Origin of the sequence: Pseudooceanicola marinus, assembly GCF_002786295.1 — a bacterium.
Classification (GTDB): Bacteria; Pseudomonadota; Alphaproteobacteria; order Rhodobacterales; family Rhodobacteraceae; genus Pseudooceanicola; species Pseudooceanicola marinus.
Genome location: NZ_PGTC01000022.1, coordinates 108860 through 133054 on the forward strand (window position 1 = coordinate 108860; position 24195 = coordinate 133054).

A 24195-nucleotide genomic window follows, 5' to 3' on the forward strand; every position below is an offset into this window, starting at 1 on the left:
CCCATGACGACAACGATTGCTTCTGCCGAAAAGACCGCGGAATGGTGGCGCGGTGCCGTGATCTACCAGATCTATCCGCGCAGCTTCCAGGACGCCAACGGTGACGGGATCGGCGATCTGGCCGGCATCACGCAGCGCCTGGACCATATCGCCTCTCTCGGCGCCGACGCGATCTGGATCTCGCCCTTCTTCACCTCCCCGATGAAGGACTTCGGCTATGACGTCAGCGACTACTGCGACGTCGACGCTATGTTCGGCACCCTGCGCGATTTCGACGACCTGACCAGCCGCGCGCGCGAGCTGGGCCTGAAGGTGCTGATCGACCTGGTGCTGTCACATACCTCGGACCAGCACCCCTGGTTCGCCGAAAGCCGTGCCAGCCGCGAAAACCCGAAATCCGACTGGTACGTCTGGGCCGACGCCAAGCCCGACGGCACGCCGCCCAACAACTGGCTGTCGATCTTCGGCGGCTCGGGCTGGCAATGGGACGCGCGGCGCCAGCAGTATTACCTGCACAACTTCCTGACCTCGCAGCCCGACCTGAACTTCCACTGCGAGGCGGTGAAACAGGAACTGCTGAGCGTGGCCCGCTTCTGGCTGAACCGCGGCGTCAACGGCTTCCGCCTGGACACGATCAACTTCTACACCCACGACGCCGAGCTGCGCGACAACCCCGCGCTGCCGCCCGAGAAACGGGTGGCCAACACGGCGCCCGCGGTGAACCCCTACATCTGGCAGGACCACCTCTACGACAAGTCGCGTCCGGAGAACCTGGAGTTCCTGCGCGAGCTGCGCGCGGTGATGGAGCCCTATGATGCCGCCGCCGTCGGCGAAGTGGGCGACGACCAGCGTGGGCTGGAGATCCTGGGCCAGTACACCCGCGGCAACGACCTGATGCACATGTGCTATGCCTTCGAACTGCTGGCCGGTGACACGCCCTCCGCCGACTACGTGAAGACCACGATGGATCTGGTCGACCAGGTCGCCAGCGACGGCTGGGCCTGCTGGGCGTTTTCCAACCACGACGTTGTGCGCCATCCGACCCGGTGGAAGCTGGAAGATGCGGGTATCCGCTGCTTCAACGTGATGATGATGTGCCTGCGCGGCTCGGTCTGCCTCTACCAGGGCGAAGAGCTGGGCCTCTATGAGGCCGACGTGGCCTACGAGGACCTGCAGGATCCCTATGGCATTCAGTTCTGGCCCGAGTTCAAGGGCCGCGACGGCTGTCGGACCCCGATGGTCTGGGAGGCGCACAACCCTCACGCCGGTTTCGGCACCGGCGGTGACGCACGCCCCTGGCTTCCGGTCAGCGGCAGCCAGGCCGCCAAGGCCGTAGACCTGCAGGAAAACGTCCCCACCTCGACCCTCAACCACTACCGCCGCTCGGTGGCGCTGCGCCAAGATCACCCGGTCCTGAAGCGCGGCAGCCAGACGCCGCTGTCGGCCGAGGGCACGGTGCTGTCCTTCATCCGCGACGGGGAGGGCGAGACCCTCTTCTGTGCCTTCAACCTCGGTGAGGCCGAGGCCGATCTGACCCTGCCCGCAGGCAACTGGACCAGCGTCGCCGACGGGCTGCAGGGGACCGTCGCGCCGGAGGGCAAGGCTGTCAAACTGCCCGGCTGGGGTTATGCTGTGCTGGCAAAAGAAGGGGAGTGAGGAAGAATGGGCAACCTGACGCTGACGGATGTCTCGAAGACCTACGGGGGCGCGGTCAACGTCCTCAATGACATCAACCTCGAGATCGAGGCCGGCGAGCTGATCGTCTTCGTCGGCCCCTCCGGCTGCGGGAAGTCCACGCTGCTGCGCATGATCGCGGGACTGGAGAAGATCACCGGCGGCACGCTGGAGATCGACGGCCAGCGGATGAACGACGTGCCGCCTGCGCAGCGCGGCATCGCCATGGTGTTCCAGTCCTACGCGCTTTACCCGCACATGACGGTGCGGGAAAACATGGCCTTCGCCCTGAAGCTGGCGAAGAAGTCGAAGGAGGAGATCGACGCGGCGGTGATGGATGCGGCGAAGAAGCTGCAGCTGGAAGATTACCTCGACCGCCTGCCCAAGGCCCTGTCGGGGGGGCAGCGTCAGCGGGTCGCCATCGGCCGTTCGATCGTCCGCGATCCGAAGATTTTCCTCTTCGACGAACCGCTGTCGAACCTCGACGCGGCGCTGCGCGTCGCCACCCGGATCGAGATCGCCCGCCTGAAGGAAGAGATGCCCGACCGGACGATGGTCTATGTCACCCACGACCAGGTCGAGGCGATGACCCTGGCCGACCGGATCGTGGTGCTGGCCAACAAGGGCATCGCCCAGGTCGGCGCGCCGCTGGAGCTCTACGAGAACCCGCGCAACGAGATGGTGGCGACCTTCATCGGCTCGCCGGCGATGAACCTGCTGCCGGGCAAGATCACCGCAACCGGCGCGGAGACGGAGGTCACGCTGGACGCCGGTGGCATCGCCCGCTCGACCGTGGAGACGACCGAGGCGGACATGGGCAAGACCGTCAACATCGGCGTCCGGCCCGAACACCTGCTGCCGACCGAGGTGGGCGAGGCGCTTTTCACCGGCCAGGTCGACATCACCGAGGCCCTGGGCGAGGTGACACTGCTCTACTTCGAGACGGTTGGCACGGATCCCGCGCTGATCGCCAAGCTGCCCGACATGCACAAGCACCTGCGCGGCAAGACGGTGAAGATGACCGCCGCGCCGGAGCACGTTCACCTGTTCCACGAAGGCCTGTCGATGCGCCACCGCTGAGGCGTCCGCCGGCCTGTGCGTTCAGGGATCCCGCCCGAGAGTCCCGCCGGTGCCGCCGGCGGGATTTTTCATGCCCGTCGCGTCGAAGGCCCGGGAGGTCCGATGGGGACCGGCCTGCGGCCGGTCGCCTCCGGCGGGAGGTATTTGGAACGAGGTGAAGATCAGGACGCGTCTAAGGGGCGGCACGTGGTCCGTTTGGACGTGTGGCAGGGGCATATTGCGAAAGTCGGCCAACTCAGGGTCAACGGGCACGGCATCGACAAGGCCGGTCGGCTGCGGCTGGCCCATGGCGGCACCCTCTTCCTGGAGGAGGTCGCGGACCTGCCGCTGGACTACCAGGGACGGCTGCGGGCTGCGTTGCGCGACCAGCAGGTGACCCGCGTCGGTGAAGACCGGCAGCGTGGCTTCAACGTCCGCCTGAACGCCTCTACCAGCTGCGACCTGTCGCGCGAGGTGGAGACCCGTGACGGCACGGGCGCTGATCCTGTCGTCCGGGGACACGTTGCAGACCGAAGGGCGGGAGGTGTCGCTGCCCACCTCGGCGAAACCCGCGCGGAAGATCCTGACTGAACAGGTGTTGGGGGCGCTGAAGGTCGACCACCCGATGCCTGCCTGAACCGGCAGACGCTCCTGACCGCTCCTCGACAGGTCAAAGGAAAACCCCCGCCGGATCCTCTCCGGCGGGGGCTCTCATATCAGCGGCTCGGGCCGGTTCAGCCGAGGATGGCGTTCAGCGTGGCCGAGGGGCGCATCACCGCAGCGGTCTTGTCGAAGTCGCCGTGGTAGTAGCCGCCCAGATCGACCGCCTGGCCCTGGGCCGCGGCCAGTTCACCGGTGATCTCCGCTTCCTTCTCGGCCAGCTGGGCCGCGATCGGGGCGAAGTGGCCGGCCAGGTCCGCGTCGTCGGACTGGGCCGCCAGGGCTTCGGCCCAGTAGCGGGCGAACCAGTAGTGGCTGTCGCGGTTGTCGGGTTCCCCTACCTTGCGCGAGGGCGAGCGGCCGTTGTCGAGGATGCCCTGCGTTGCGGCATCCACCGCCTCGCCCAGCACCTTTGCCTTGGCGTTGCCCTTGGCATTGCCCAGGAACTTGAAGCTCTCGCCGAGGGCACAGAACTCGCCCAGGCTATCCCACCGCAGGTGGTTCTGTTCCATCAGTTGCTGCACGTGCTTGGGGGCCGAGCCACCAGCGCCGGTCTCGAACAGACCGCCGCCCTGCATCAGCTTCACGATCGACAGCATCTTGGCGGAGGTCGCCAGTTCCAGGATCGGGAAGAGGTCGGTCAGGTAGTCACGCAGCACGTTGCCGGTGATGGCGATGGTGTTCTCGCCCTTGGTGATCGTCTCCAGCGAGGCAACTGTGGCTTCGCGGGGCGCCATGATCTCGAACTTGTCGGCCACGCCCTTGGCCTCCAGGATCGGCTTCACGAAGGAGATCAGCTCGGCGTCGTGGGCGCGGGCTTCGTCCAGCCAGAAGATGGCGCGGTAGCCGGTTTCGGCCTGACGTTCGATGGCCAGGTTCACCCAGTCCTCGATCGGCGCCTTGCGCGCGGAGGCGGAGCGCCAGATGTCGCCCTTCTCCACGCTGTGCGAATGCAGCACGGTGCCGTCTTCCAGGATCATCTTCACGGTGCCCGCGGCGGGGATCTCGAAGGTGGTCGGGTGGGAGCCGTATTCCTCGGCCTTCTGGGCCATCAGGCCGATGTTCTGGACGGTGCCGGCGGTGGCCGGGTCCAGTTTGCCGTTCGCCTTGAAGTACTCGATCGTCGCGTCATAGACCGGTGCGTAGGAGCTGTCGGGGATCACGCAGTTGGTGTCGTGCTGGGCGTTGTCCGGGCCCCAGCCCTTGCCGCCGTCGCGGATCAGCGCGGGCATGGAGGCGTCGATGATGACGTCGGAGGGCACGTGCAGGTTGGTGATGCCCTTGTCGGAGTTCACCATGTACATCGGCGGACGCGTCTCACGGACCTCTTCGATGGCTGCCAGGATCTCCGGCTCGTCCTTGACGCGCTCCAGCAGGGCGCCCAGGCCGCCGTTGGGGTTCACGCCCAGCTCCTTCATCTTGTCGCCGTACTTTTCGAACACGGGCTTGAGCCATTCCTTCACCGCGTGGCCGAAGATGATCGGGTCGGAGACCTTCATCATGGTGGCCTTCATGTGCAGCGAGAAGAGGGTGCCGGCCTTCTTGGTTGCCTCGATCTGTTCCGCCAGGAAGGCGTCCAGAGCCGCGGCGGACATGTAGGTCGCATCGACCACGGTGCCAGCGGGGTAGGAGACGGCCTCTTTCAGGACGGTTTCGCCCTCTGCGGTTTCCAGCACGATCTTGGCGGTCGCGGCGTCGGCCAGGGTGGTGGATTTCTCGTTCGAGAAGAAGTCGCCCGAGGACATGGCCGAGACGGTGGTCTTGCTGTCGGCGGTCCATTCCCCCATGCGGTGCGGGTTGTTCTGGGCGTATTTCTTCACCGCAGCGGCCGCGCGACGGTCGGAGTTGCCTTCGCGCAGCACCGGGTTCACGGCGGAGCCCTTGATGGTGTCGTACTTGGCGCGGACGGCCTTCTCTTCGTCGGTCGAGGGCTCATAGGGGTAGTCGGGCAGGGCATAGCCCTGGGCCTGCAGTTCCTTCACCGCGGCCACCAGCTGCGGCTCGGAGGCGGAGATGTTGGGCAGCTTGATGACGTTCGCCTCGGGGGTCTTCACCAGCTCGCCCAGGGCGGCCAGGTCGTCTTCCTGGCGCTGCTCTTCGGTCAGATACTCGGGGAAGGTGGCGATGATGCGGCCGGCGAGCGAGATGTCGCGGGTGCCGATGGTCACGCCGGCGGGCGCGGCGAAGGCCCGGATGATCGGCAGCAGGGAGGCGGAGGCCAGTTCGGGCGCTTCGTCTACCTTGGTATACACAATATCGGGCGTCTGTTTGTCAGCCATGTTTCTTCTCCCTTTCGCGATCTTCGGAAGGTCCGGCCTGGAACGGCGCGGCGTCGGTTGGACGGTCGGTCATCCGGGCGGCGCCCGGGGACAGGCGGAGGCCCCCGGGTGCGGGGGCGTCCCGCAAATCCCTAGAGGCTGGGCGGGGGGAAGGCAAGTTTGCAGAGCCTTGCCACGCGGGGTTTCGCGCTATCAGCCGGGCGTTGCGCCCGTGGCTGCCGGGGGAGGGGGCCTTGCCCCCCGTCCCGGCGGGGCCGGGACACCCCCCGCGAGTATTTCCGACAAGGTGAAGCAGGGGGGCAGAGCGAAGGGCGGCCTGTGCCCCGCCCGTGGCAGCCGGGCAGGGGCCTCTGGCAAAAGTGGGGCGCGCCGTTCAGAACCCCTGGGCGGCGGTGACGGCGCGCTTCCAGCCGTCGTAGAGGCGGGCGCGTTCGTCGTCTTCCATCGCCGGGGCGAAGGAGCGGTCCAGCGCCCAGTTCTCGGCAAAGCCCGCCTGGTCGGGGTAGAGGCCCGCGCGGTGGCCTGCCAGCCAGGCGGCGCCCAGCACGGTGGTTTCCACGTTGGCCGGGCGATCCACCGGGGCGCCGAGGATGTCCGAGAGGAACTGCATGGCGTAGTCCGAGGCGCTCATGCCGCCATCGACGCGCAGGGTGGCGCCTTGGCCATGGGCCTCGCTGTCCCAGTCGGCGTGCATCGCCTCCAGCAGGTCGCGGGTCTGGAAGCCTACCGATTGCAGGGCGGCGCGGGCGAATTCCGCAGGACCCGAGTTGCGGGTGAGGCCAAAGATTGCGGCGCGACACTCGGCATTCCAGTAGGGGGCGCCCAGGCCGGTGAAGGCGGGCACCAGCACCAGCGTCTGGGTCGGATCGGCGCGTTCGGCCAGGGGCTGCGTCTCGGCGGCCTCGCGGATGATCTTCAGCCCGTCGCGCAGCCACTGCACGACGGCGCCGGCGATGAAGATCGAGCCTTCCAGCGCATAGGTCCGCTTGCCGTCCAGCTGGTAGGCCACGGTGGTCAGCAGCCGGTGCGAGGAGCGCACCAGCTCATCCCCGGTGTTCAGCAGGGCAAAGCAGCCGGTGCCATAGGTGGATTTCACCATGCCGGGGGTGAAGCAGGCCTGGCCGATGGTCGCGGCCTGCTGGTCGCCCGCCACGCCGAGGATCGGGATCGGGCGGCCGAAGAGATCGGGGCGGGTGGTGCCGAAGTCATCGGCGCAGTCGCGGATCTCGGGCAGCATCGATAGGGGGATGTCCAGCAGATCGCAGATCTCTTCCGACCAGGTGCCCGCCTCGATGTCGTAGAGCAGGGTGCGGGCGGCGTTGGTGGCATCGGTCACATGGGCCGCGCCGCCGGTCAGTTTCCAGATCAGGTAGGTATCGACCGTGCCGAAGATCAGCTTGCCGGCCTCCGCCGCCTCCCGCGCGCCCTCGACCGTGTCGAGCAGCCATTTGACCTTGGTGCCGGAGAAGTAGGGATCGAGCAGCAGGCCGGTGATCTCGGTCACCCGGGCCTCGTGGCCCTGATCGCGCAGCCGGGCGCAGAGATCGGAGGTGCGGCGGTCCTGCCAGACGATGGCGCGATGGATCGGGCGGCCGGTTTCGCGATCCCAGATCAGTGTCGTCTCGCGCTGGTTTGTGATGCCGATCCCGGCGATCTGGTCGGGGCTGACGCCCGCCTTCTCGATCGCCGCGCGGCAGGTGGCGGCGGTGGAGGACCACAGGTCGGAGGCGTCATGTTCGACCCAGCCCGACTGCGGGTAGTGCTGGGGAAATTCCTGCTGGGCGGAGGCGACGGGGGCCATGTCGGCGTCGAAGATCAGCGCCCGGGTCGAGGTGGTGCCCTGGTCGATGGCGAGAATATGGGTCATGCGGTCTCCTCCCGTTTTTCTCTGGCCGCTTTTCCTCCGGCCTGATCCTTCTGTCAGGTCAGGTTGTTCTGACGGCTCCGTTCCTCGGCCATCCAGGCGTCCAGCGCAGCGATCTGGTCCTCGTTCAGACGTAGCCCAAGCTTGGTGCGGCGCCAGACCACGTCTTCTGCGGTGCGGGCATATTCGCGGGTCATCAGGTGGCGTACCTCGGCCTCCGACAGCCCCGCGCCGAAATCCCGGCCCAGGTCGGCGGCGCTGCTGGCGTCGCCCAGGATCTCCGCCGCTTCGGTGCCGTAGTGGCGGAAGAGGCGTTGCGCGCCCGAGGGGCCGAGGAAGGGATAGGCCTTCAGCAGCTCGGCGATGCGGTGCTCGGCCTCCTCCACCGGGAAGTCGCCACCGGGCAGAGGGCGGCCCGCGGTCCAGGGCGCGCGGATCGTCGGGAAATGCTCTGCCAGGTGGTCCATCGCATGTTCCGCCAGCCGCCGGTAGGTGGTGATCTTGCCGCCGAAGACCGACAGCAGGGGTGGACCGCTGCCCTCCATCCGCAGGGTGTAGTCGCGGGTGGCGGCGGAGGCCGAGGAGGCCCCGTCGTCATAAAGCGGGCGGACGCCCGAGTAGGTCCAGACCACCTGGGCACGGGTCACCGGCTCGCGGAAGTATTCCGAGGCGAAGGCGCAGAGATAGTCGATCTCCGTCTCGGTGATTTCGGGGGGCTGATCGGGGTCGGGGTGGTCCATGTCGGTGGTGCCGATCAGGGTGTAGTCCTGTTCGTAGGGGATGGCGAAGATGATCCGCCCGTCGGAACCCTGGAAGAAATAGCATTTGTCGTGGTCGTAAAGCCGCCGCGTGACGATGTGCGATCCGCGCACCAGGCGGATGCCGGCCTCGGAGTTGCGGCCCAGGGTGCCGTTCAGCATGTCCGCGACCCAGGGGCCGGCAGCATTGACCAGCGCCTTCGCGCTGATCTGGCGGGTCTCGCCCGTCTCGGCATCCTGCAAGTCGACCTGCCAGCCGTCGCCGTCGGGCCGCGCGCCCGTGACCTTGGTGCGGGGCAGGATCTGCGCGCCCCAGCGGGCGGCGTCGCGGGCGTTCAGCACCGTCAGCCGGGCGTCCTGCACCCAGGCGTCGGAATACTCGAAGGCGCGGTGCAGGCTGTCCTTCAGCGGCGCGCCCTCGCGGGTGCCGTCCAGCGACAGGGATTTCGTTCCCGGCAGGATCTCCCGCCCGCCCAGATTGTCGTAGAGGAACAGGCCCAACCGGATCAGCCAGGCCGGGCGACGGCCCTTCATCCAGGGCATCACCAGCTTCAGCAGGCGCGAGGTGGGCGTCGAATTCTCGAACCGCATCTCGGGGTGGATCGGCAGCACGAAGCGCATGGGCCAGGAGATATGCGGCATCGCCTTCAGCAGCTGTTCGCGTTCGATCAGCGACTCGCGCACCAGGCGGAATTCGAAATATTCGAGGTAGCGCAGGCCGCCGTGAAATAGCTTGGTCGAGGCGGAGGAGGTGGCGCCGGCCAGGTCGCCCATCTCCGCCAGCCCGACGCGCAGGCCCCGGCCCGCGGCGTCTCGGGCGATGCCGCAGCCATTGACGCCGCCGCCGATGACGAAAAGGTCGAAGCGGTCGGTCGGGGGGGCTGTGGCAGGCGTGGCGGTCTCGGGCGCGGACATGGGGGATCTCCCTCTGGGGCGTCGCGCGCAGATGACATCGGCTGGCGCCGGTTGTCAAAGCGATGCGGCGTGAGAGGGCGTGAACGTGGTGGCCCCGCGCGGCAGCCTGCCGCGCCAGGGGATCAGCTGAGGCGGGCGACCAGGGCCGGCAGTTCCGCGAAGTCCGAGAAGGCGGCGCGGCAGGTCAGCCCCCCGCCGCCCTTGCGGTAGCCGTTGGTGTAGAGAAGGAAGGGCACGTCGGCGCGCAGGGCCGTCTCCGCATCCGTCTCGCTGTCGCCGATGTAGATCTGCGCGCCCACGTCGCCCAGCCGGTCGAAGGTGCTGTGCAGCGGCGCCGGATCCGGCTTGCGACGGTTCAGCGTGTCACCCCCGACGATGGCGTCGAAGGCGCCGTCGAGGTCCAGGTGGCGCAGCACCGCGCGGGCCGGGCGTTCGGGCTTGTTGGTGCACAGGCCCAGCCGATGGCCCTCGGTCGACAGGCTGGCCAGGATCTCGGGCACGCCCGGGTAGACCCGGGTCAGCTCGACCGCCGTGTCGTAGTGTTTCATGAACTCCGTCAGCATGCGGGGCTTCAGGCAGGGGTCCAACTCGCGCGAGGCGATCATGCGATCGACGAAGGTGGGGACCCCTTCCCCCATGAACCGGCGTGTTTCCGGCAGCGACAGCGGGCGCGCTTCCAGCGCGGCCAAGATGCCGTTGGCGATGCCGCGGACGTCGGGCGCGCTGTCGATCAGCGTCCCGTCAAGATCGAATACAAGGCGTGCCATGCCCCTCCCTACTCATAAACAATGTCACCGGTCCGGGTGCCTTACGTCTTCAGCCCCCGAAGCGGTGCCTCCCTTCCTTCTGCCTAGGCCGGGGGGAGGTGCGGGCAAAGCGAAGCCTGACGCCATGCGGGCGGCCAGATAGCCTGTGCCCAAAGCTTTGGCAATCGGGGTCAGACAGGTGGCAGGGAATAAAGACTCGCGGTTCTAATCCGGCGCGGTGCGTCGGGTCAGTGGCCGTCCAGCGCCAGCGGCGCGGCGTAGCCACGGTTGGCGTGGACCAGCGGCTTGCCGGGGGCGCCCAGCACCACCTCCTCCACCGCGCCGAAGACGACGTAGTGGGTGCCGACAAGCTGGGCCGCGTCGATGCGGCAGACGAAGGAGCAGATGGCCCCGTCGAGGCGCGGCACGCCCAGAGAGGTGTCGTGCCAGGTTCCCGCGTCGAAGCGCGAGGCGAGATCGGGCACCCGGCCGGCGAAGGCGTCCGAGATGCGCGCCTGGTCCTCGCGCAGGACATTGACGCAGAAGGTGCCGTTTTCGCGAATGGGGTCCACCGCGCTGACCTTGTGGTAGAGGCAGACCAGCAGGGTGGGACGTTCGGTATCCGCCGAAACGGAGGCCATGGCCGACACGGTGACGCCGGCGCGTCCCGCCGGGCCGTCGGTGGTCACCACGTTGACGGTGGTGGCCGCACGGGACATGGCCTCTAGGAAGTTCTGGCGGAGGGGGTCTTCAGACATCGGGTATCCTGTTCGCGATCCAGCGGGCGAATTCGTAGTTGGGGCGTTCCAGATGGCTCAGCGCGCCGGGACGGGCCAACCGCCCCTGCATGCCGCGCCAGACGCGTTCGGTGCATCCACGATCCTCGTCATTGACGTGATCGAGAAGGCCTTTCAATGCGGAAAAATGTGTCTCCGCGTCGGGGTCGGCGGCGAAGTCGGGGTGCAGCCCGCCGCCATAGAGGATCTTCACGTGGCCGGGCCCGTCGGGGGTCAGGCAGAGATACCAGAAGTAGCCCGGCGTCAGCGTAATCAAGAGCGAGGGGTAGATCGCCATCAGCCAGGTGCGCAGCCGGTCCTCGCCCTGCAGCGTCGTGTTGTCCTTGTGGGCGATCGACAGGGCGATGCTGTCGTCTTTCAGGATGTGGTGATAGTTGAAATGCGCCTTGCCTTCGGGGCAGGTCATCTGCCGCAGGTTCACCGCGCCGCCGATGGTGCCGCCGTGGCACATGGGCAGGTGATAGGATTCCATGAAGTTCTCGGCCAGGATCTTCCAGTTGGTGTTCCAGCGGTGCTCTTCGCGGAAGGTCTCCACGTAGTCGGCCATGCCGAGGTAGCCCACCAGGTCGTCGACCTCTGCCAGTTGCTCCTGTGGTTCGGGCAGGTCGGGGTTCAGGGTGACCATGATCCAGCCGTTCCAGTCGACGCAGCGGATGGCGGGCAGGCTGTTGGCCTCCTTGCAGAAGCTCTGGTTCATGTCCATCGCCGGCGCCCCGCGCAGCGAGCCGTCCAGCGCATAGGTCCAGGCGTGGTAGGGGCAGGTGATGACGCGCACGCGGCCGCGGCCCTCCAGCAGGGTCGACATGCGGTGGCGACAGACGTTGGACATGGCGCGCAGCACGCCCTCGCGGTCGCGCAGCACCAGGATCGGTTCGCCCGAGATCTCCATCGTCAGGTAATCGCCGGGTTCCTTCAGCGCGTCCACGCGACCCGCGCACAGCCAGGATGTCGCGAAGACATGCTCCTGCTCCAGCGCCTGGAAGCTTTCCGAGGTATAGACCGACACCGGCATGGCCTGCGCCCTTTCGAAGGGCACGGCGACATTGGCGCGCAGTTCGGCGGCGGGATCATGGACGTTCATCTTGCTCTCCTGGGGTGGCCTGGTGGAACGGCGCGGCTGGATCTCGACCGGGCGAACCCGGGGGAGGTCGTTTGCAAGCACCTGATTTCCATTGCGGCACCTCTTGCCCCTAGAAAGCAAGGAAGATCTGCCGAAGGCAACGGTCGGATCCGTGCGGAGGATGAAAGCGGGATGTGGAATTGGGCAACGGCTTTTCCGGGCAGGGGCCGGCGGACCCGTTCGCGAGGTCGCGCCATGGCCTGAAACGCGACCGCCGGCCCGATGACCGCTTTACCACTTCGGAGAGGACGAGGGTGCGCAGCGACACCGACAGAAGCGCGGTCGCAGCGAGGCTGTGGAGTTTCTAGGGTCAGCGACGCCGGACGTAGAAGATCCCGTTTCTGCGAACGAGATGAAGCCCCCACTTTCTCGACGGTTCGCGCGGTCTACACTGCGCACGATGTGAACCAGTCTGTGAACCACCAGGACGTGGACACGGGGGGGCGCTCGATAAACGGCTATCCTATTGGAAGACTGAAATTTTCGAGGAAATTGGCTGGGGTGGTAGGATTCTAAGCTAAGTTATTGAACTACATGTAAAATATAGAAAACTATAGTATATGGTGTCAATTCATTTTGGGCAGAAATGAAGAATGTGCCACAGGTGGTGCCCCATCTCGCGCGGGGGTCGTGTGCGTCGTCGTAATCCTCGGCTCAGGACGCGGCCTTGCTGCTGCGCGCCATGTTCAGGAAAGCGGAGAACCCGGCGGAGGGATTGCGGCGCCCCGGGTAATAGAGGCAGAAACCGGGGCGCGGGGGCGTCCAGTCTTCGAGCATGCGGATCATGCGGCCGCTCGCAATGTCCTCCGCCACATCCTGTTCGATGAAATAGCCGATGCCGACGCCATCCAGGACGGCTGATCTGGCGACCTCGGCCTCGTCTATGGTCAGCCGCCCCTTCGCGTCGAACATCACGACCTCGCCGTCTTTCTCGAACTGCCAGCGATAGAGCGCGCCGTTCGGAAGGCGGACCCGGATGCAGTCCTGCACCGGCAGGTCGGCCGGGCTGCGGGGGGCTTCCTTCCTCGCCAGCCAGCCGGGCGAGGCGACGACCGCATGCCGCTGTGGGATCCCGAGCGGCAGGGCGATCATGTCACGCGGCACGAGGTCGGCTGGCCGGACCCCGATGTCGAACCCTTCCGCCACGATGTCGACCAACCGGCCTTCTGTGACGAGGTCGACCTCCATCTCCGGATAGCGGCGCAGGAACTCCAGGACGAGCGGCGCGATGGCCCGCCCGGCCTGGACCGAGGCGTTGATGCGCAGCTGTCCCGAGGGCGTCTCGCGCAGCGCGCGGGCCTGGTCCAGTGCGTCGCGGATATCGCCGAGGGCCGGGGAAACACGGTCGATGAAGGACCGGCCCGCATCCGTCAGCGACACGCTGCGGGTGGTCCGGTTGAAAAGCCGCACGCCCAGATCGCCCTCGAGCCTGGCAATCATGTGCGACAGGGCGGTGGTAGAGACATCGAGGTCCAGCGCCGCCGCGCGAAAGCTGCCCAGGCGTGCAATCGCCTGAACCGCGTCGAGCGTCCTGAGACTGACATCCTTCATTGTCCCGATTCTGTCATCGCTGGATGCAGTTTTATCCCGATTATCGGGGCGCCGGTCGATCCCTATCTTTCTTTCATCCCCCGAAAAGGAGCGTTCCGATGAACCTGCCAGACCCGATCCAGACCTATTTCACCGCCCGCGCGCCGCAGGATGCCTGCCTGCTGGCCGCAGCCTTCGCGCCCCATGCCGAGGTTCAGGACGAAGGCCAGACGCTGCAAGGGGCGCAGCAGATCATCAGCTGGTGGCAGGCGGCCAAGGCGAAATACAACCACAGCGCGGAGCCACTGGAGATGACGGAGGCCGATGGCAAGACGGTCGTGCGCGCCCGTGTCAGCGGAGATTTCCCCGGAAGTCCGGCCGTTCTGACCTTCCGTTTCGGGCTGAGCGGTGACCGGATCACCTGTCTGGAGATCGGATGATTATCGGGCTCATACACCACAACGGGACGTGGCCACTGGTCAACGGCGCGACATGGGAAGGTCAGGGGCGCCGACAAAAGACAAAAAGGTCCCGCAATAGTCGGCGCAGCCGGATCGGGCATTTCAGATAGTAACGGAGCTCGGTCAGCCTTGCGCCACGACACAGGAGCCTCGAGTTCTATTCTCGGCCGGGACTGCATGTTTCTTCGAGGTGAAGGATCATGAGATCGGCCGCTTTTCTCTGCGGCGGAACATCAGCGACGCAGCGCGTCAAATACGCCCGATGGTTGATTGCAAGGTTCGATGGCGTCGTCGCCGCACAAGAAATACGGCAACTCGCTGAACGACGAGGTCGCAACTTTTGGTGCGAACAATGTCGGCGTTCTGTAATTTGGTGTGCGCTCTGCCGCGAGCGTCGACAGGCGGCCATCATCGACCTTGTTCAGGGCGTTGGTGTGGGCAGTTGTGCCGTCGCGCTCCCCCGGATCACCAGGGTTTTGGGTGGTTGAGGCAGTTTCATACAGGGCGGGGGCGAGTAGGCTGCGGCGCTGCGGCCTGGCGGAGGACGTTCAGTCAATGCGCCTCAGAACGCCGTCGGCCCATCTCGACGAAGCCTCGCCGAAGCAATCGTGCAGACTGTCGGCGGCAATTACACTTCCAAGTGCGAGGCGCCCCAAAAGGCTTAGCCCCGGAACGGGCTTCTCGTTCCGGTCGATCAGCCGTCCGTCCGGCGCGGTGCGGGCGCCGAGGTCGTCCAGCGTGGTGAGGTAACCGCCGTGTATCAGGCCAGACAACAGTGAGGATGTGACCTTTGTCGGATCGGGAGAGGGCAGGACGCCGTCGATCATGATCTCCGCCGCGGCGCTGTGGGTCCCGTTGGTCAGATGCCAGCCGGTGTCGGTGAGCGTGATGTCGGGATCTTTTGCCAGATCGACCGTGACGATCCCGGTCTGGATGAGCGCCAGCAGTTCGCGGCAGGCGCTGACTGGCGGGCCGTAGGAATACCGTTTGAGCCCCTCGTCGAAGCCGACGAGTATCGCCGCAGTATCCGGCGGCGTAGTGGCTGGGTTGTAGCCCTGACGCAGCGGGTCCTGCCATTTCCGCCAGAGCTGTCCCACGGCATAGCCGATCGTGGGCGGGAGGCTGCCGTCGGCCATAGCGATGCCCTGCGTCAGGGTTTCCTGCGCCGGGGCGGTTTCCTGACAACCGGGATCGGTCCATTCCCTTTCCAACCAGTCGCGGATCGCCGTATCGCTCGTTCCGGGCACAAAAGCTGACAGGATGCGCTGAACCGGAGGGGTAAGCGCGTCGGTCAGGAGGGCTTTGGCCTCCGCCGCCGATCCGACTGACGCCTCAAATACCGCCCTGGCGAAAAGCGCGGTTTCGTCCGGAGTAGGTTCGTATCGGGCGTCTATGTCTTCGGTTTCCGGTTTTGGATAGGGTGGCTGTCCGTTCAGCGAAAACGGAATGATGCACGCGGGTTCTTTGCCCGAAGGGATGTAGCCATCGTCGGAAAATTCTCCGCCCAGTCCAAGCGTCAGCACACGGATGACATCGAAGGACGACAGGGCGAACCCCCGGACCGCGACCGTGCGCCCAGCCCAGTTCTCCGCAGCCGCTTGCAGTCGGCGGGCGGGATAGGCCTCGGCGAGTTCGGCGTCTGTGTGAGCTGCATGGTCCTGCCATTCCGCAAGCTGGTCGTCGGGACGGATCGGAGGCTGGCCGGGAACGATCAGAACCTCGTCGTAGGGGCCATGCGATTCTGACCCGACGCTGAGTTGCCAGCCATCTTCGGTGCGCAGGACGCGTTCTATGGTCTCCGGCACCCGCGTTATTCGCAGGTTTGACCGGGAGAGCGTCAGCTTCGCAAATCGCTGCTGAAGATATCTGCCGAGATCGGCCCGCGGGGGGAAAGCGTCTTCCCCCATGTTCGGGGTCATCCAATCCCTGAATGAACGCACGTCAAGGTCAGCCGGTGCCCGAAGATGGATATCCCGAAGAGGAATATTCAGCAGACAGTGCGTGGGTTCGTGCGGGTCGAAGTTCGGCCCGGCGCCGGGCCACGCGCAGGTATCGAAGATATCGATTTGCAGACGGCGCCCCCTTGATTTCGCACCTTGCGACAGCGCTTCGAGCGCGCCGAGCCCTCTTGGCCCGAGGCCGATGATTGCGATCTTCCGGTCGATCTGTCTGTTCATTGGATGCCATCCGGGATGAGTTCAGGGGCGATAACAGCGCGTTTTGCACAGAGCTGGGTCTTGATTGATGCCATGCGGGAGATAAGCGTCGAACGGGAATACAGGTCTATAATGGCGTGCTTGAATTAGCCCGGATCGGAACTCTGACACTCTCTGTTTGGTTCCTGTTTCAATGGCGTTCAAAGATCAGAGACCTGACTGACCTAATGACTGATATCTTACAAATACTTTCGACGGAATTTTCCGGACACAGCACGCTGCCCTGGCCAGTTGTCATGGTCCGTATCATAGGAGCGCTGGTCTTCGCCGCCGTAATAGGCTTCGAACGTGAAACCAAGGATCATGCGGCGGGGCTCAGGACACATATGCTCGTCGGGCTGGCGTCGGCCTGCTACTGCCTTCTGTCGCTTGACCTTGTGGGTCGGGATTTCGGTGATGACGTGCGTATGGACCCGGTCCGGATGATCGAGGCGGTCACGGGCGGTGTCGCGTTTTTGGCGGCGGGTCTCATCGTCTTCACACGCGGTGAGGTCAAGGGGCTGACCACCGGTGCGAGCCTCTGGCTTGTCGCAGCGATCGGGACCGCCACCGGCCTTGGTGTCTGGTCCATAGCGCTGGCCGCGACAGGGCTGTCGCTTTTCATCGTGGGGGTTTTGAAAAAGTTCGAGAGCAGAGTGGCGTGAATGGCCACGCCACGCCGCCGGTCTTAGGTGGCACGGCGTATCGCCCCGGTCAGGGCATAGGCCATCGCGCGGTCTTTCAAACCTTTGGGCTGGTCCAGCCCCATCCGCGCCAACAGGTCATTCGGCCGTTCTGCGGTCATTCCGTTGAGGATGAGCTTTGCCAGCCCCATGGTATCGCCCTGGACGTCCGACAACATGCCAAGCGCCGGGAGCAGGCGGCGTTCTGTTTCATCGAAGTCTGTGCCAAAGGGAAAGTCCGGTAGATCAAAGGGACGCAGCCACTGCTGGATGGTTTCGGGCGCGTTGCGCCTTGCCTTGTCAGGTATCTGGTAATTGCCCGAGATCTTGCCTGCGGATTTGGCCTGCTCCAACAGGTCATCCTGAAACCGGCTGTCCGTGATGGCCAGCATCCGGGCGACCGCGTCCTCGTCGCGCTGGCCACGCAGGTCGGCGATCCCGTATTCCGTCACGATGATGTCGCGATAGGCGCGGGGCACGCTTTCGTGCGGGTGATCCCAGACGATGTTGGATACCGTCTTACCATTGCTTGTGCGGGTTGCCGGCAGCGTCAGGATGGACCGCGCATTGTCGAGGGCAAAGGCCTGTTCGATGAAGTTGAACTGGCCGCCGATCCCGCTGACCTCCTGAGCGGAGGAGGTGATATCGCTGACCGCACCGCCGAGAAGCGTGACCTTCATGGCAGCATTGACGAAACGGGCATTGGTTCTTGCAGCGCGCTTGGCAGGCTCGTCGCCGTAGAGCTGATTGGTGAAACTCACTGGCATCATGCGGATTTTGCCGCGCTGCTCTTCGGGCAAGGCCCTGAGGCGGTCGTAGAAGTCCCGGCAGTCGACGAAGAATCCGGCATGGATCGCCGCGCCATCTACTTCGCGCCGGATAGCGCCGCTTTCGAACAGGTGAAGAAGGCCGTCGACCAGCATTTCGGTGACCGCGTATAGACCTGTGTCGAATGCGCCGTCTTCGTCGTAGTCCTCTCGCGCGAAGGGGTTGGCTGCATGGATTTCGGGGAATTTCCCGGTATGCCGGAACAGCAGGGCGTGGGCAACGGCGTCCCCAATCGCACCGATGCCGATCTGGAGCGTGCCGCCGTCTGGCACCGTGCTGGCGACATGCAAGCCGATCGCGTGTTCCGTCAGCCCGACCGGGCGTTTGACGACTGAGAAGAGTTCGAAGTCCGGCGATGACTCGAGACAGAGGTCGACTTCGCCCTTTGGCAGGCGGGCCTCCGGTCCGGACATGGCGGGCAGGTTGGCGTTGGTTTCGCCGACGACAAGGAAATCCTGCTGCCCCTCGCGCCGGGCGCGCAGCAGGTCCGCCGATATGTCGGTGTTGCAGCACAGGCTGAAATCGTCGCCGAGCGGGGCGAGAAGCTGCATCAGAACGTTCGGCTTCCAGGCGGCCAGCACATCGTAGGCATGTGTGTAGTTCGAGGGGATATATCGCCGCTGCATTACGGGCACACCGATCCATCGGCCAGCCAGAAGGAAAAACTCGGAGACCTCGATGTTCGGGGGCAGGGTCCCGTCACGCATCATCGTCGCGTAGTCGAGGGCCGGGTATCTGCCGAACAGCCGGTCCGCGGCGGGCTCGAGGAAGCGGCGCGCCATGTCCTCGGACATGTCCGGTCGCTCAAGCGTCAGTGCGGTCAGGATCGACAGGCGCGTGTCCGGGCGTTGCGCGACCGCGCGGGTGAGCGCGTTGACGAGAGTCACAGGCTTGCCCAGGCCAAGGGGCAGGGCCAGCCGGATGTCGCCCCCGGTCCGGTCGATGATCTCGGCGGCGATGGCGTCGGCTGTGAGCGGCTCAGCCAAGGGTGTCCCAGCCGGGATCGGGATCGAACCGGGCCCCGTGTTTTTCAGCCAGTTGCCGCAGGGCGTCGGGCACATCACCGCGCACCTTCGCGTAATGCAGAGGGCCGCCGCGGAAGGGTGCCCAGCCGGTGCCGAAGATCATCGCCGCGTCGACCGTATCGGCATCGTGCGCGACACCTTTGCGCAGCGCCTCAACCGCGGCATTGCACATGGGCAGGATCAGGCGGTCGATCACCTGCTGGTCGGGGTCGTCCGCCGGGTCCTTGGGCGGGTCCTCATTCTCGTAGTCGTAAAGACCCTTGCCCGCCTTCTTTCCCGTCTCGCCATTTTCGACCTTCTCTCGCAGCCAGTCGGGCGTGTCGGCGACGGGCGTGTCAAGGCCGTCACGAAGGGATTGCCCGACCTCAAGGCAGATATTCAGCCCGACCTGATCGGCCAGTGTGACCGGCCCCATGGGCATGCCGAAGGCCAAAGCGGCGCGGTCTATGGCAACCTTGTCGTGGCCTTCGTCCAGCATCAGCATCGCTTCCATCATGTATGGCGCGAGGACGCGGTTGACAAGGAAGCCGGGGTAATCGGTGACCTGCGCGGGTAGGCGGTCGATGCCCGTCGTGAACGCCGCCAGGCGCTTCAACGTGTCCTTCGAGGCAAGGTCGTGAGAGACGACCTCGACCAGGGGCATGCTGCTGACCGGGTTGAAGAAATGCAGGCCAGCGAAATGCGCCGGATCGGGGGCCGCGTCGATGAGGGAGGCGAGCGGCAGGCTGGAGGTATTGGTCGCGAGGATCGCGCCGGGCTTCATCTCGTTGGTCAGTTCGGAGTAGATCGCCTCCTTGACCTCGGGCTTTTCGGGCCCGGCTTCGATGATCAGGTCAGCGCGCGCACGGCCCAGCCGGTCCGGATCGGGCATCAGCCGGTCCAGTGCGTCGCGTGTTTCGATCCCGCTCAGGTGCTTGCGCTCGTATATCTTGGTGGCGCGGCTGATGGTCTGACCGAGGGGAGCGAGTTCCACATCCTCGATCGTCACCCGTTTGCCCTGCATGGCGGCCCAGGCGGCAATTTCCGCGCCCATGGCACCCGCGCCGATGACGTGGACATGGGCGATGCCATCTTCGCCCTTGCCAGCCGACTTCAACCGTTGGCGCAGGCAGAACACGCGGATCAGGTTCTGCGCCGTGGTGCTGTCCAGCAGGGTCGCAAAGGAGGCGATTTCGGCCTGCTGCATGGCGTCCGAGTCGCCACCGTGATCTTCCCAGAGGTCGATCAGGGCAAAGGGAGCGGGGAAGTGCGCGCGCGGGGCCTTCTTTTCGCTCTCCGACCGCATCCGGGTCGCCGCAAGGCTGCGCGCGGCGCGGGTGCGCAGGGCTGAGGCGCGAAAGCTGCCCTCATGGTCGAGTTGACCGGAGGCTGCCGCCGCAATGGCGGCATCGACATGCCGTTCAGGCACAAGCGCGTCGATGATGCCAAGCTTTTTCGCCTTGCTATCATGGGCGCTTTTGCCGGTGAGCATCATCTGCATCGCCTCGACGGGGTCGATCAGGTTGGTTAGCCGGAAGGTGCCGCCGAGGCCGGGATGCAGGCCAAGCTGGATTTCCGGAAAGCCCAGCTTGACGCCGTCCACGCCGATCCGGTGATCGCAGGCGAGGGCCAGCTCGAAGGCGCCGCCGAGCGTCGTGCCGTGCACCACCGCGACGGTCTGGAAGGGCAGAGCGGCCAGCTTGTCGAGCACGGCGTGACCCTGGCGGAGCATTGTCACGGCATCCTCCCCGCTGAGCCCGGCAAAGCCTTCGATGTCCGCGCCCGCGCCGAACCCGCCGGGCTTGGCGGACCGGATCGCCAGAACATCGGGGCGGGCCTGTTTCGCCTCGTCCAGCAGGGTGTCGAGTTCTCTCAGCACTGCTTCGGAGATGACATTGGTGCCTGTGTCGGCGCAGTCGAGCCAGAGGGTCAGCGTGCCGTCGTGCTCTTCTTGTCGCCAGTTCTGCGCCTCCGGCGCTTTCGGGGCGTTGGTCGTTTCATCGGGGGTGATTTCGTCGAGAACGTCGGTCATGCGGCCTCCAGCAGCATCGCGCCGCCCTGGCCGCCGCCGATGCATTCCGTTGCGATCCCGCGCTTGGCACCGCGCGCTTTCAGGGCATTGGCCAGGTGCAGGACGATGCGGTTACCGCTGGTCCCGACCGGGTGGCCGAGGCTGATCGCTCCGCCATCGACATTCAGATGCCCACGGTCGATCCGCCCAAAGGCGGCATCGTATCCCAGCACGTCGCGGCAGAAATCATCGTCCTGCCATGCGGCAAGGCAGGCCAGAACCTGCGCGGCGAAGGCTTCGTTGATTTCCCAGAGGTCGATGTCGTTGCAGGCCAGCCCGTGCCGTTGTGCCAGAGGCGTGGCGGCAAGAACCGGGCCCAGACCCATGATGCCTGGGTCGAGTGCGGCCCATTCGCTGTCGACAATCTTTGCGATCGGCTCCAGCCCATGCGCTTCGACGGCGGTCTCAGACGCGAGGATCACCCAGGACGCGCCATCGGTGATCTGGCTGGAATTGCCCGGGGTGACCTTGCCATAGGGTTTCTCGAAAGCCGGGTCGAGCTTTGCCAGCTTGTCCACGGAGGAATCCGGGCGCACGCCGTCGTCGTGCTCGTGCGCCTCTCCGTCGCGGTCGAAGACTGGCAGCACCTCGCCCTTCAGCCGCCCCTCGGACTGGGCGGCGGCGAGGCGCTTGTGGCTTTCGACAGCATAGGTATCGGCGGTCACCCGGTCGATGCCGAATCGGTGCGCCAGCACTTCGGCGGTCTGGCCCATTTTGAGCGAGGTGATCGGGTCGGTCAGCCCACGCTCCAGCCCGATGACGGGCGAGAAGAAGTCCGGGCGGACCTCGGCAAGGGCCTTGGCCTTGTCCATAGGTCCTTTCGCGCCGACCATCTGACCGAACCATTCGGTGGCCTCCCGGCTGTAGACTAATGGCGCATGACTCAGCGCTTCGGTGCCGCCGGCGAGGATCATCTCGTGGCTGCCGTCGCGAATGTAGCGAAAGGCAGTGTCGATGCTCTGCATGCCCGACCCACAGTTGATCTGCACGGTGAAGGCGACCTGTTGCTCGCCCATGCCAAGGCGCAGCGCGGCAACGCGGGCGGGGTTCATCTCGTCTTGGATCACGTTCACGCAGCCAAGGATGACAAGGTCGCAGGCGGTCGCTGCGAAGGGCTGACGCATCAGCAAGGGTCGTCCGGCCTGAACGGCCAGATCGACAGGTGTAAAGGGGCCGGGCTTGCCGCGTGCCTTCAGGAACGGAGTGCGGGCGCCATCGACGAGGTAGACGGGGCGGCTCATTCTGCAGCCTCCGGCCAAGTTGTTCGGCGGTTCATTTCGGGGTAAAGGCGCGACAGTTCGTCAGGTGTGTAGTCGTCCACCGCAACCACTTTCTGAACGGCCTCTTCGACCCGCTCCAGCTGTTCGAACTCGGCATCGGACAGGATTCCGGCCTCAAGCCCTTCGCGTGGCGACTTGCGAGCGGTGCGCAGCCGTTTCGTAATGGGCTCGGCCTCCATCACAAGTTTGAAAGCTGTATCGAGCAGACCAAGGCCGCTGTCAGGTTGGGGCGGGTGGGCGCCTTTGACCAGGCGGTCACGCGATGCGCTCGGTTCATAGACCAGTTTCGCCACGGCCTCCGTCACCTTGTCGGACGGCCCGCGCACGTGTGCGCCGGGTCGGATGATCGGGCGCAGCAGCCAGCCAACCCATTTGGCGGGCATGTTGGCGATTGTCTCGTCCAGCGCCTGGCCGATGCGGGCAAAGCCCGTGTCGGCAGCGTGCTGCACGAGGGGAAGGTCCTCTTCGTTGCGGCCTTCGTCTTCCCAACGTTTCAGTGTGGCCGCAATCAGATACATTTCCGAGAGGGCATCGCCGAGGCGGGCAGAGATCATCTCTTTCCGCTTGAGGGCCCCGCCGAGTGTCAGGAAGGCCATGTCGGCGGTCAGGGCGAAGGCCGCGGACCAGCGTGACAGGCGACGATAGATCGGGGCGACCATGCCCGCACCCTCCGGAGCATCGCCACGTCCGGTCCAGGCGGACCAGCCGGCGCGGAAGGTGGTGCGGACGGAGTGGTTCACATGGGCCCAGAAGTGCTTGTCAAAGGCGTCGAGGGATTTGTCCTCGTCCGGTTCCTGAAGGGCCTGCATTTCGTCCAGAAGGTGCGGATGGGCCCGGATGGCACCCTGACCAAAGATGATCAGGTTGCGGGTCACGATGTTGGCGCCCTCGACCGTGATCCCGATCGGGATGGTCCGGTAGATCGGTTGCAGGTAGTTGAGCGGGCCGTCGATCACCGCCTTGCCGGAATGCACGTCCATCGCGTCGTTGATCGCGTCGCGCATTCGGTCGGTAGCGTGATACTTCATGATGGCCGAGATGACGGCCAGCTTGTGTCCTTCGTCCAGCGCCGCCGTGGTCAGCCGACGGCCGGCGTCGATGACGTAGGCGCTTGCCGCGATCCGGGCCAAGGGCTCCTGCACCCCGCCAAAAAGCCCGATCGGCAGGTTGAACTGGGTGCGGATGCGGGAGTAGGCGCCGGTCGTATGGGCGGCCAGTGCCGTTGCGGCGGCGGACAGGGAGGGCAGGGAGATGCCGCGTCCGGCGGCCAGTGCGCTCATCAGCATCATCCAGCCCCGGCCCGCATAGTCGGGGCCGCCGATGATGTGATCGAGCGGTATGAAGACATCCTTGCCGGTGGTCGGGCCGTTCTGGAACATGGTGCCCGAGGGGAGGTGGCGTCGTCCGACCTCGACACCAGGCAAGTCAGTCGGGACGAGGGCGCAGGTGATGCCGATGTCTTCGGCCTCTCCCAACAGGCCTTCCGGATCGCGCAGCTTGAAGGCGAGCCCGAGGACCGTGCAGACCGGAGACAGGGTGATGTAACGCTTGGCCCAGTTCAGGCGGATGCCGAGCACCTCTTTGCCGTTCCACTGGCCTTTGCAGATCACCCCGTCGTCTGTCATTGCCGAGGCGTCGGAGCCGGCATCTTCGCTTGTCAGACCGAAGGCGGGAAGCTCCTTGCCGTTGGCCAGCCGGGGTAGCCATTCCTTCTTCTGATCATCGGTGCCGAACTGGAGGATCAATTCGCCCGGACCGAGGGAATTGGGAACCATGACCGTCACCGCCGCGACGACCGAATGGCTGGCGATGTAGCGGACGACCTCGGAATGCGCGTAGGCCGAAAACCCAAGCCCCCCGTGCTCTTTGGGAATGATCATGCCGAAAAAGCCGTACTCGCGCAGGAAATCCCACGCTTCGGAAGGAATGTCCCCGGTGTGGTGATCTATCTCCCACGGGTCGATCATGTCGCAGAAGGCGCGGCAGGGTCCTTCGATGAAGGCGGCTTCTTCGTCGGTCAATTGCGGCGCCTTCATGTTGCGCAGCACGGTCCAGTCAGGTTTGCCGGAAAACAGTTCGGCTTCGAAATGGACGTCGCCGGAATTGATCGCTTCCGCTTCAGTGGCAGACAGGGTTGGAAGCACCCCTTTGGCCCATTTGTGAATTGGTCGGGTAAGGTAGCGTTTCCGAAATGACATTTGCGATCCTCCTGCAATCAGAACGCGCTCGCTTCGGCAGAGGTTCCTGACAGATCGGGAAAGCATCGGAACC

General features: G+C 65.4%; 17 protein-coding genes. 5 read left to right on the forward strand and 12 right to left on the reverse strand.

What is annotated here, in order from left to right; all coding sequences use genetic code 11:
- The first annotated feature begins 3 nt into the window (after positions 1-3).
- The 3 genes from CVM50_RS17605 (at position 4) to CVM50_RS17615 (ending at position 3324) form a co-directional block, all read left to right on the forward strand.
- On the forward strand, positions 4-1656 hold the full coding sequence (locus CVM50_RS17605; RefSeq protein ID WP_085889820.1) for an alpha-glucosidase: 1653 nt from the start codon (positions 4-6) through the stop codon (positions 1654-1656).
- A 6-nt stretch (positions 1657-1662) separates the two neighbouring features.
- Positions 1663-2754: an ABC transporter ATP-binding protein gene (locus tag CVM50_RS17610; protein WP_085889821.1), complete on the forward strand. Its 1092-nt coding sequence runs from the start codon at positions 1663-1665 to the stop codon at positions 2752-2754.
- Between the two features lie 186 nt (positions 2755-2940).
- Entirely contained in the window at positions 2941-3324 is a 384-nt protein-coding gene (locus CVM50_RS17615; RefSeq protein ID WP_157792222.1) for a sigma 54-interacting transcriptional regulator, read from the forward strand.
- Between the two features lie 143 nt (positions 3325-3467).
- Here CVM50_RS17615 and CVM50_RS17620 read toward each other — a convergent pair whose 3' ends face one another.
- The 7 genes from CVM50_RS17620 to CVM50_RS17650 form a co-directional block, all read right to left on the reverse strand.
- Positions 3468-5672 (reverse strand): NADP-dependent isocitrate dehydrogenase, encoded by a 2205-nt coding sequence (locus CVM50_RS17620; RefSeq protein ID WP_085889823.1) that lies wholly within the window; start codon positions 5670-5672, stop codon positions 3468-3470.
- A gap of 373 nt (positions 5673-6045) precedes the next feature.
- Positions 6046-7539: a glycerol kinase GlpK gene (gene glpK / locus CVM50_RS17625; RefSeq protein WP_085889824.1), complete on the reverse strand. Its 1494-nt coding sequence runs from the start codon at positions 7537-7539 to the stop codon at positions 6046-6048.
- A gap of 53 nt (positions 7540-7592) precedes the next feature.
- Positions 7593-9209 carry a glycerol-3-phosphate dehydrogenase gene (gene glpD / locus CVM50_RS17630; RefSeq protein WP_085889825.1) on the reverse strand — a complete coding sequence of 539 codons (1617 nt, stop codon included), beginning with the start codon at positions 9207-9209 and terminating at the stop codon, positions 7593-7595.
- 122 nt (positions 9210-9331) lie between these two features.
- Complete coding sequence (locus tag CVM50_RS17635) at positions 9332-9976, reverse strand: HAD-IA family hydrolase (protein WP_085889826.1); 645 nt, start codon at positions 9974-9976, stop codon at positions 9332-9334.
- A 227-nt stretch (positions 9977-10203) separates the two neighbouring features.
- Positions 10204-10713 carry a flavin reductase family protein gene (locus CVM50_RS17640; RefSeq protein WP_085889827.1) on the reverse strand — a complete coding sequence of 170 codons (510 nt, stop codon included), beginning with the start codon at positions 10711-10713 and terminating at the stop codon, positions 10204-10206.
- Entirely contained in the window at positions 10706-11833 is a 1128-nt protein-coding gene (locus tag CVM50_RS17645; protein ID WP_085889828.1) for an aromatic ring-hydroxylating oxygenase subunit alpha, read from the reverse strand. The genes CVM50_RS17640 and CVM50_RS17645 overlap by 8 nt, the downstream gene beginning before the upstream one ends.
- Before the next feature lie 693 nt (positions 11834-12526).
- Positions 12527-13423, reverse strand: coding sequence for a LysR family transcriptional regulator (locus tag CVM50_RS17650; protein WP_085889829.1), 897 nt, complete (start codon positions 13421-13423; stop codon positions 12527-12529).
- A 98-nt stretch (positions 13424-13521) separates the two neighbouring features.
- Here CVM50_RS17650 and CVM50_RS17655 point away from each other — a divergent pair, with 98 nt between their 5' ends.
- Complete coding sequence (locus CVM50_RS17655; RefSeq protein WP_085889830.1) at positions 13522-13842, forward strand: nuclear transport factor 2 family protein; 321 nt, start codon at positions 13522-13524, stop codon at positions 13840-13842.
- A 569-nt stretch (positions 13843-14411) separates the two neighbouring features.
- Here the strand turns inward: CVM50_RS17655 and CVM50_RS17660 are convergent.
- Entirely contained in the window at positions 14412-16040 is a 1629-nt protein-coding gene (locus CVM50_RS17660; RefSeq protein WP_085889831.1) for an FAD/NAD(P)-binding protein, read from the reverse strand.
- A 206-nt stretch (positions 16041-16246) separates the two neighbouring features.
- On the opposite strand from CVM50_RS17660, the gene CVM50_RS17665 reads away from it, so the two are divergent.
- Positions 16247-16723 (forward strand): MgtC/SapB family protein, encoded by a 477-nt coding sequence (locus CVM50_RS17665; RefSeq protein ID WP_085889832.1) that lies wholly within the window; start codon positions 16247-16249, stop codon positions 16721-16723.
- Positions 16724-16746: 23 nt separating this feature from the next.
- On the opposite strand, the gene CVM50_RS17670 is transcribed toward CVM50_RS17665, so the two are convergent.
- Genes CVM50_RS17670 through CVM50_RS17685 form a run of 4 tightly spaced genes read right to left on the reverse strand, consistent with a single transcriptional unit; the run spans position 16747 to position 24188 of the window.
- On the reverse strand, positions 16747-18555 hold the full coding sequence (locus CVM50_RS17670) for an acetyl-CoA hydrolase/transferase C-terminal domain-containing protein (RefSeq protein WP_085889916.1): 1809 nt from the start codon (positions 18553-18555) through the stop codon (positions 16747-16749).
- Positions 18548-20605, reverse strand: a complete 2058-nt coding sequence (locus tag CVM50_RS17675; RefSeq protein WP_085889833.1) for a 3-hydroxyacyl-CoA dehydrogenase NAD-binding domain-containing protein — start codon at positions 20603-20605, stop codon at positions 18548-18550. The genes CVM50_RS17670 and CVM50_RS17675 overlap by 8 nt, the downstream gene beginning before the upstream one ends.
- The gene (locus CVM50_RS17680; protein ID WP_085889834.1) at positions 20602-21885 is read right to left on the reverse strand and encodes an acetyl-CoA C-acetyltransferase; all 1284 of its coding nucleotides are present in this window, start codon (positions 21883-21885) and stop codon (positions 20602-20604) included. The genes CVM50_RS17675 and CVM50_RS17680 overlap by 4 nt, the downstream gene beginning before the upstream one ends.
- Entirely contained in the window at positions 21882-24188 is a 2307-nt protein-coding gene (locus CVM50_RS17685; RefSeq protein WP_232618285.1) for an acyl-CoA dehydrogenase, read from the reverse strand. Before CVM50_RS17685 ends, CVM50_RS17680 begins: the two co-directional genes overlap by 4 nt.
- Between the last annotated feature and the right edge of the window lie 7 nt (positions 24189-24195).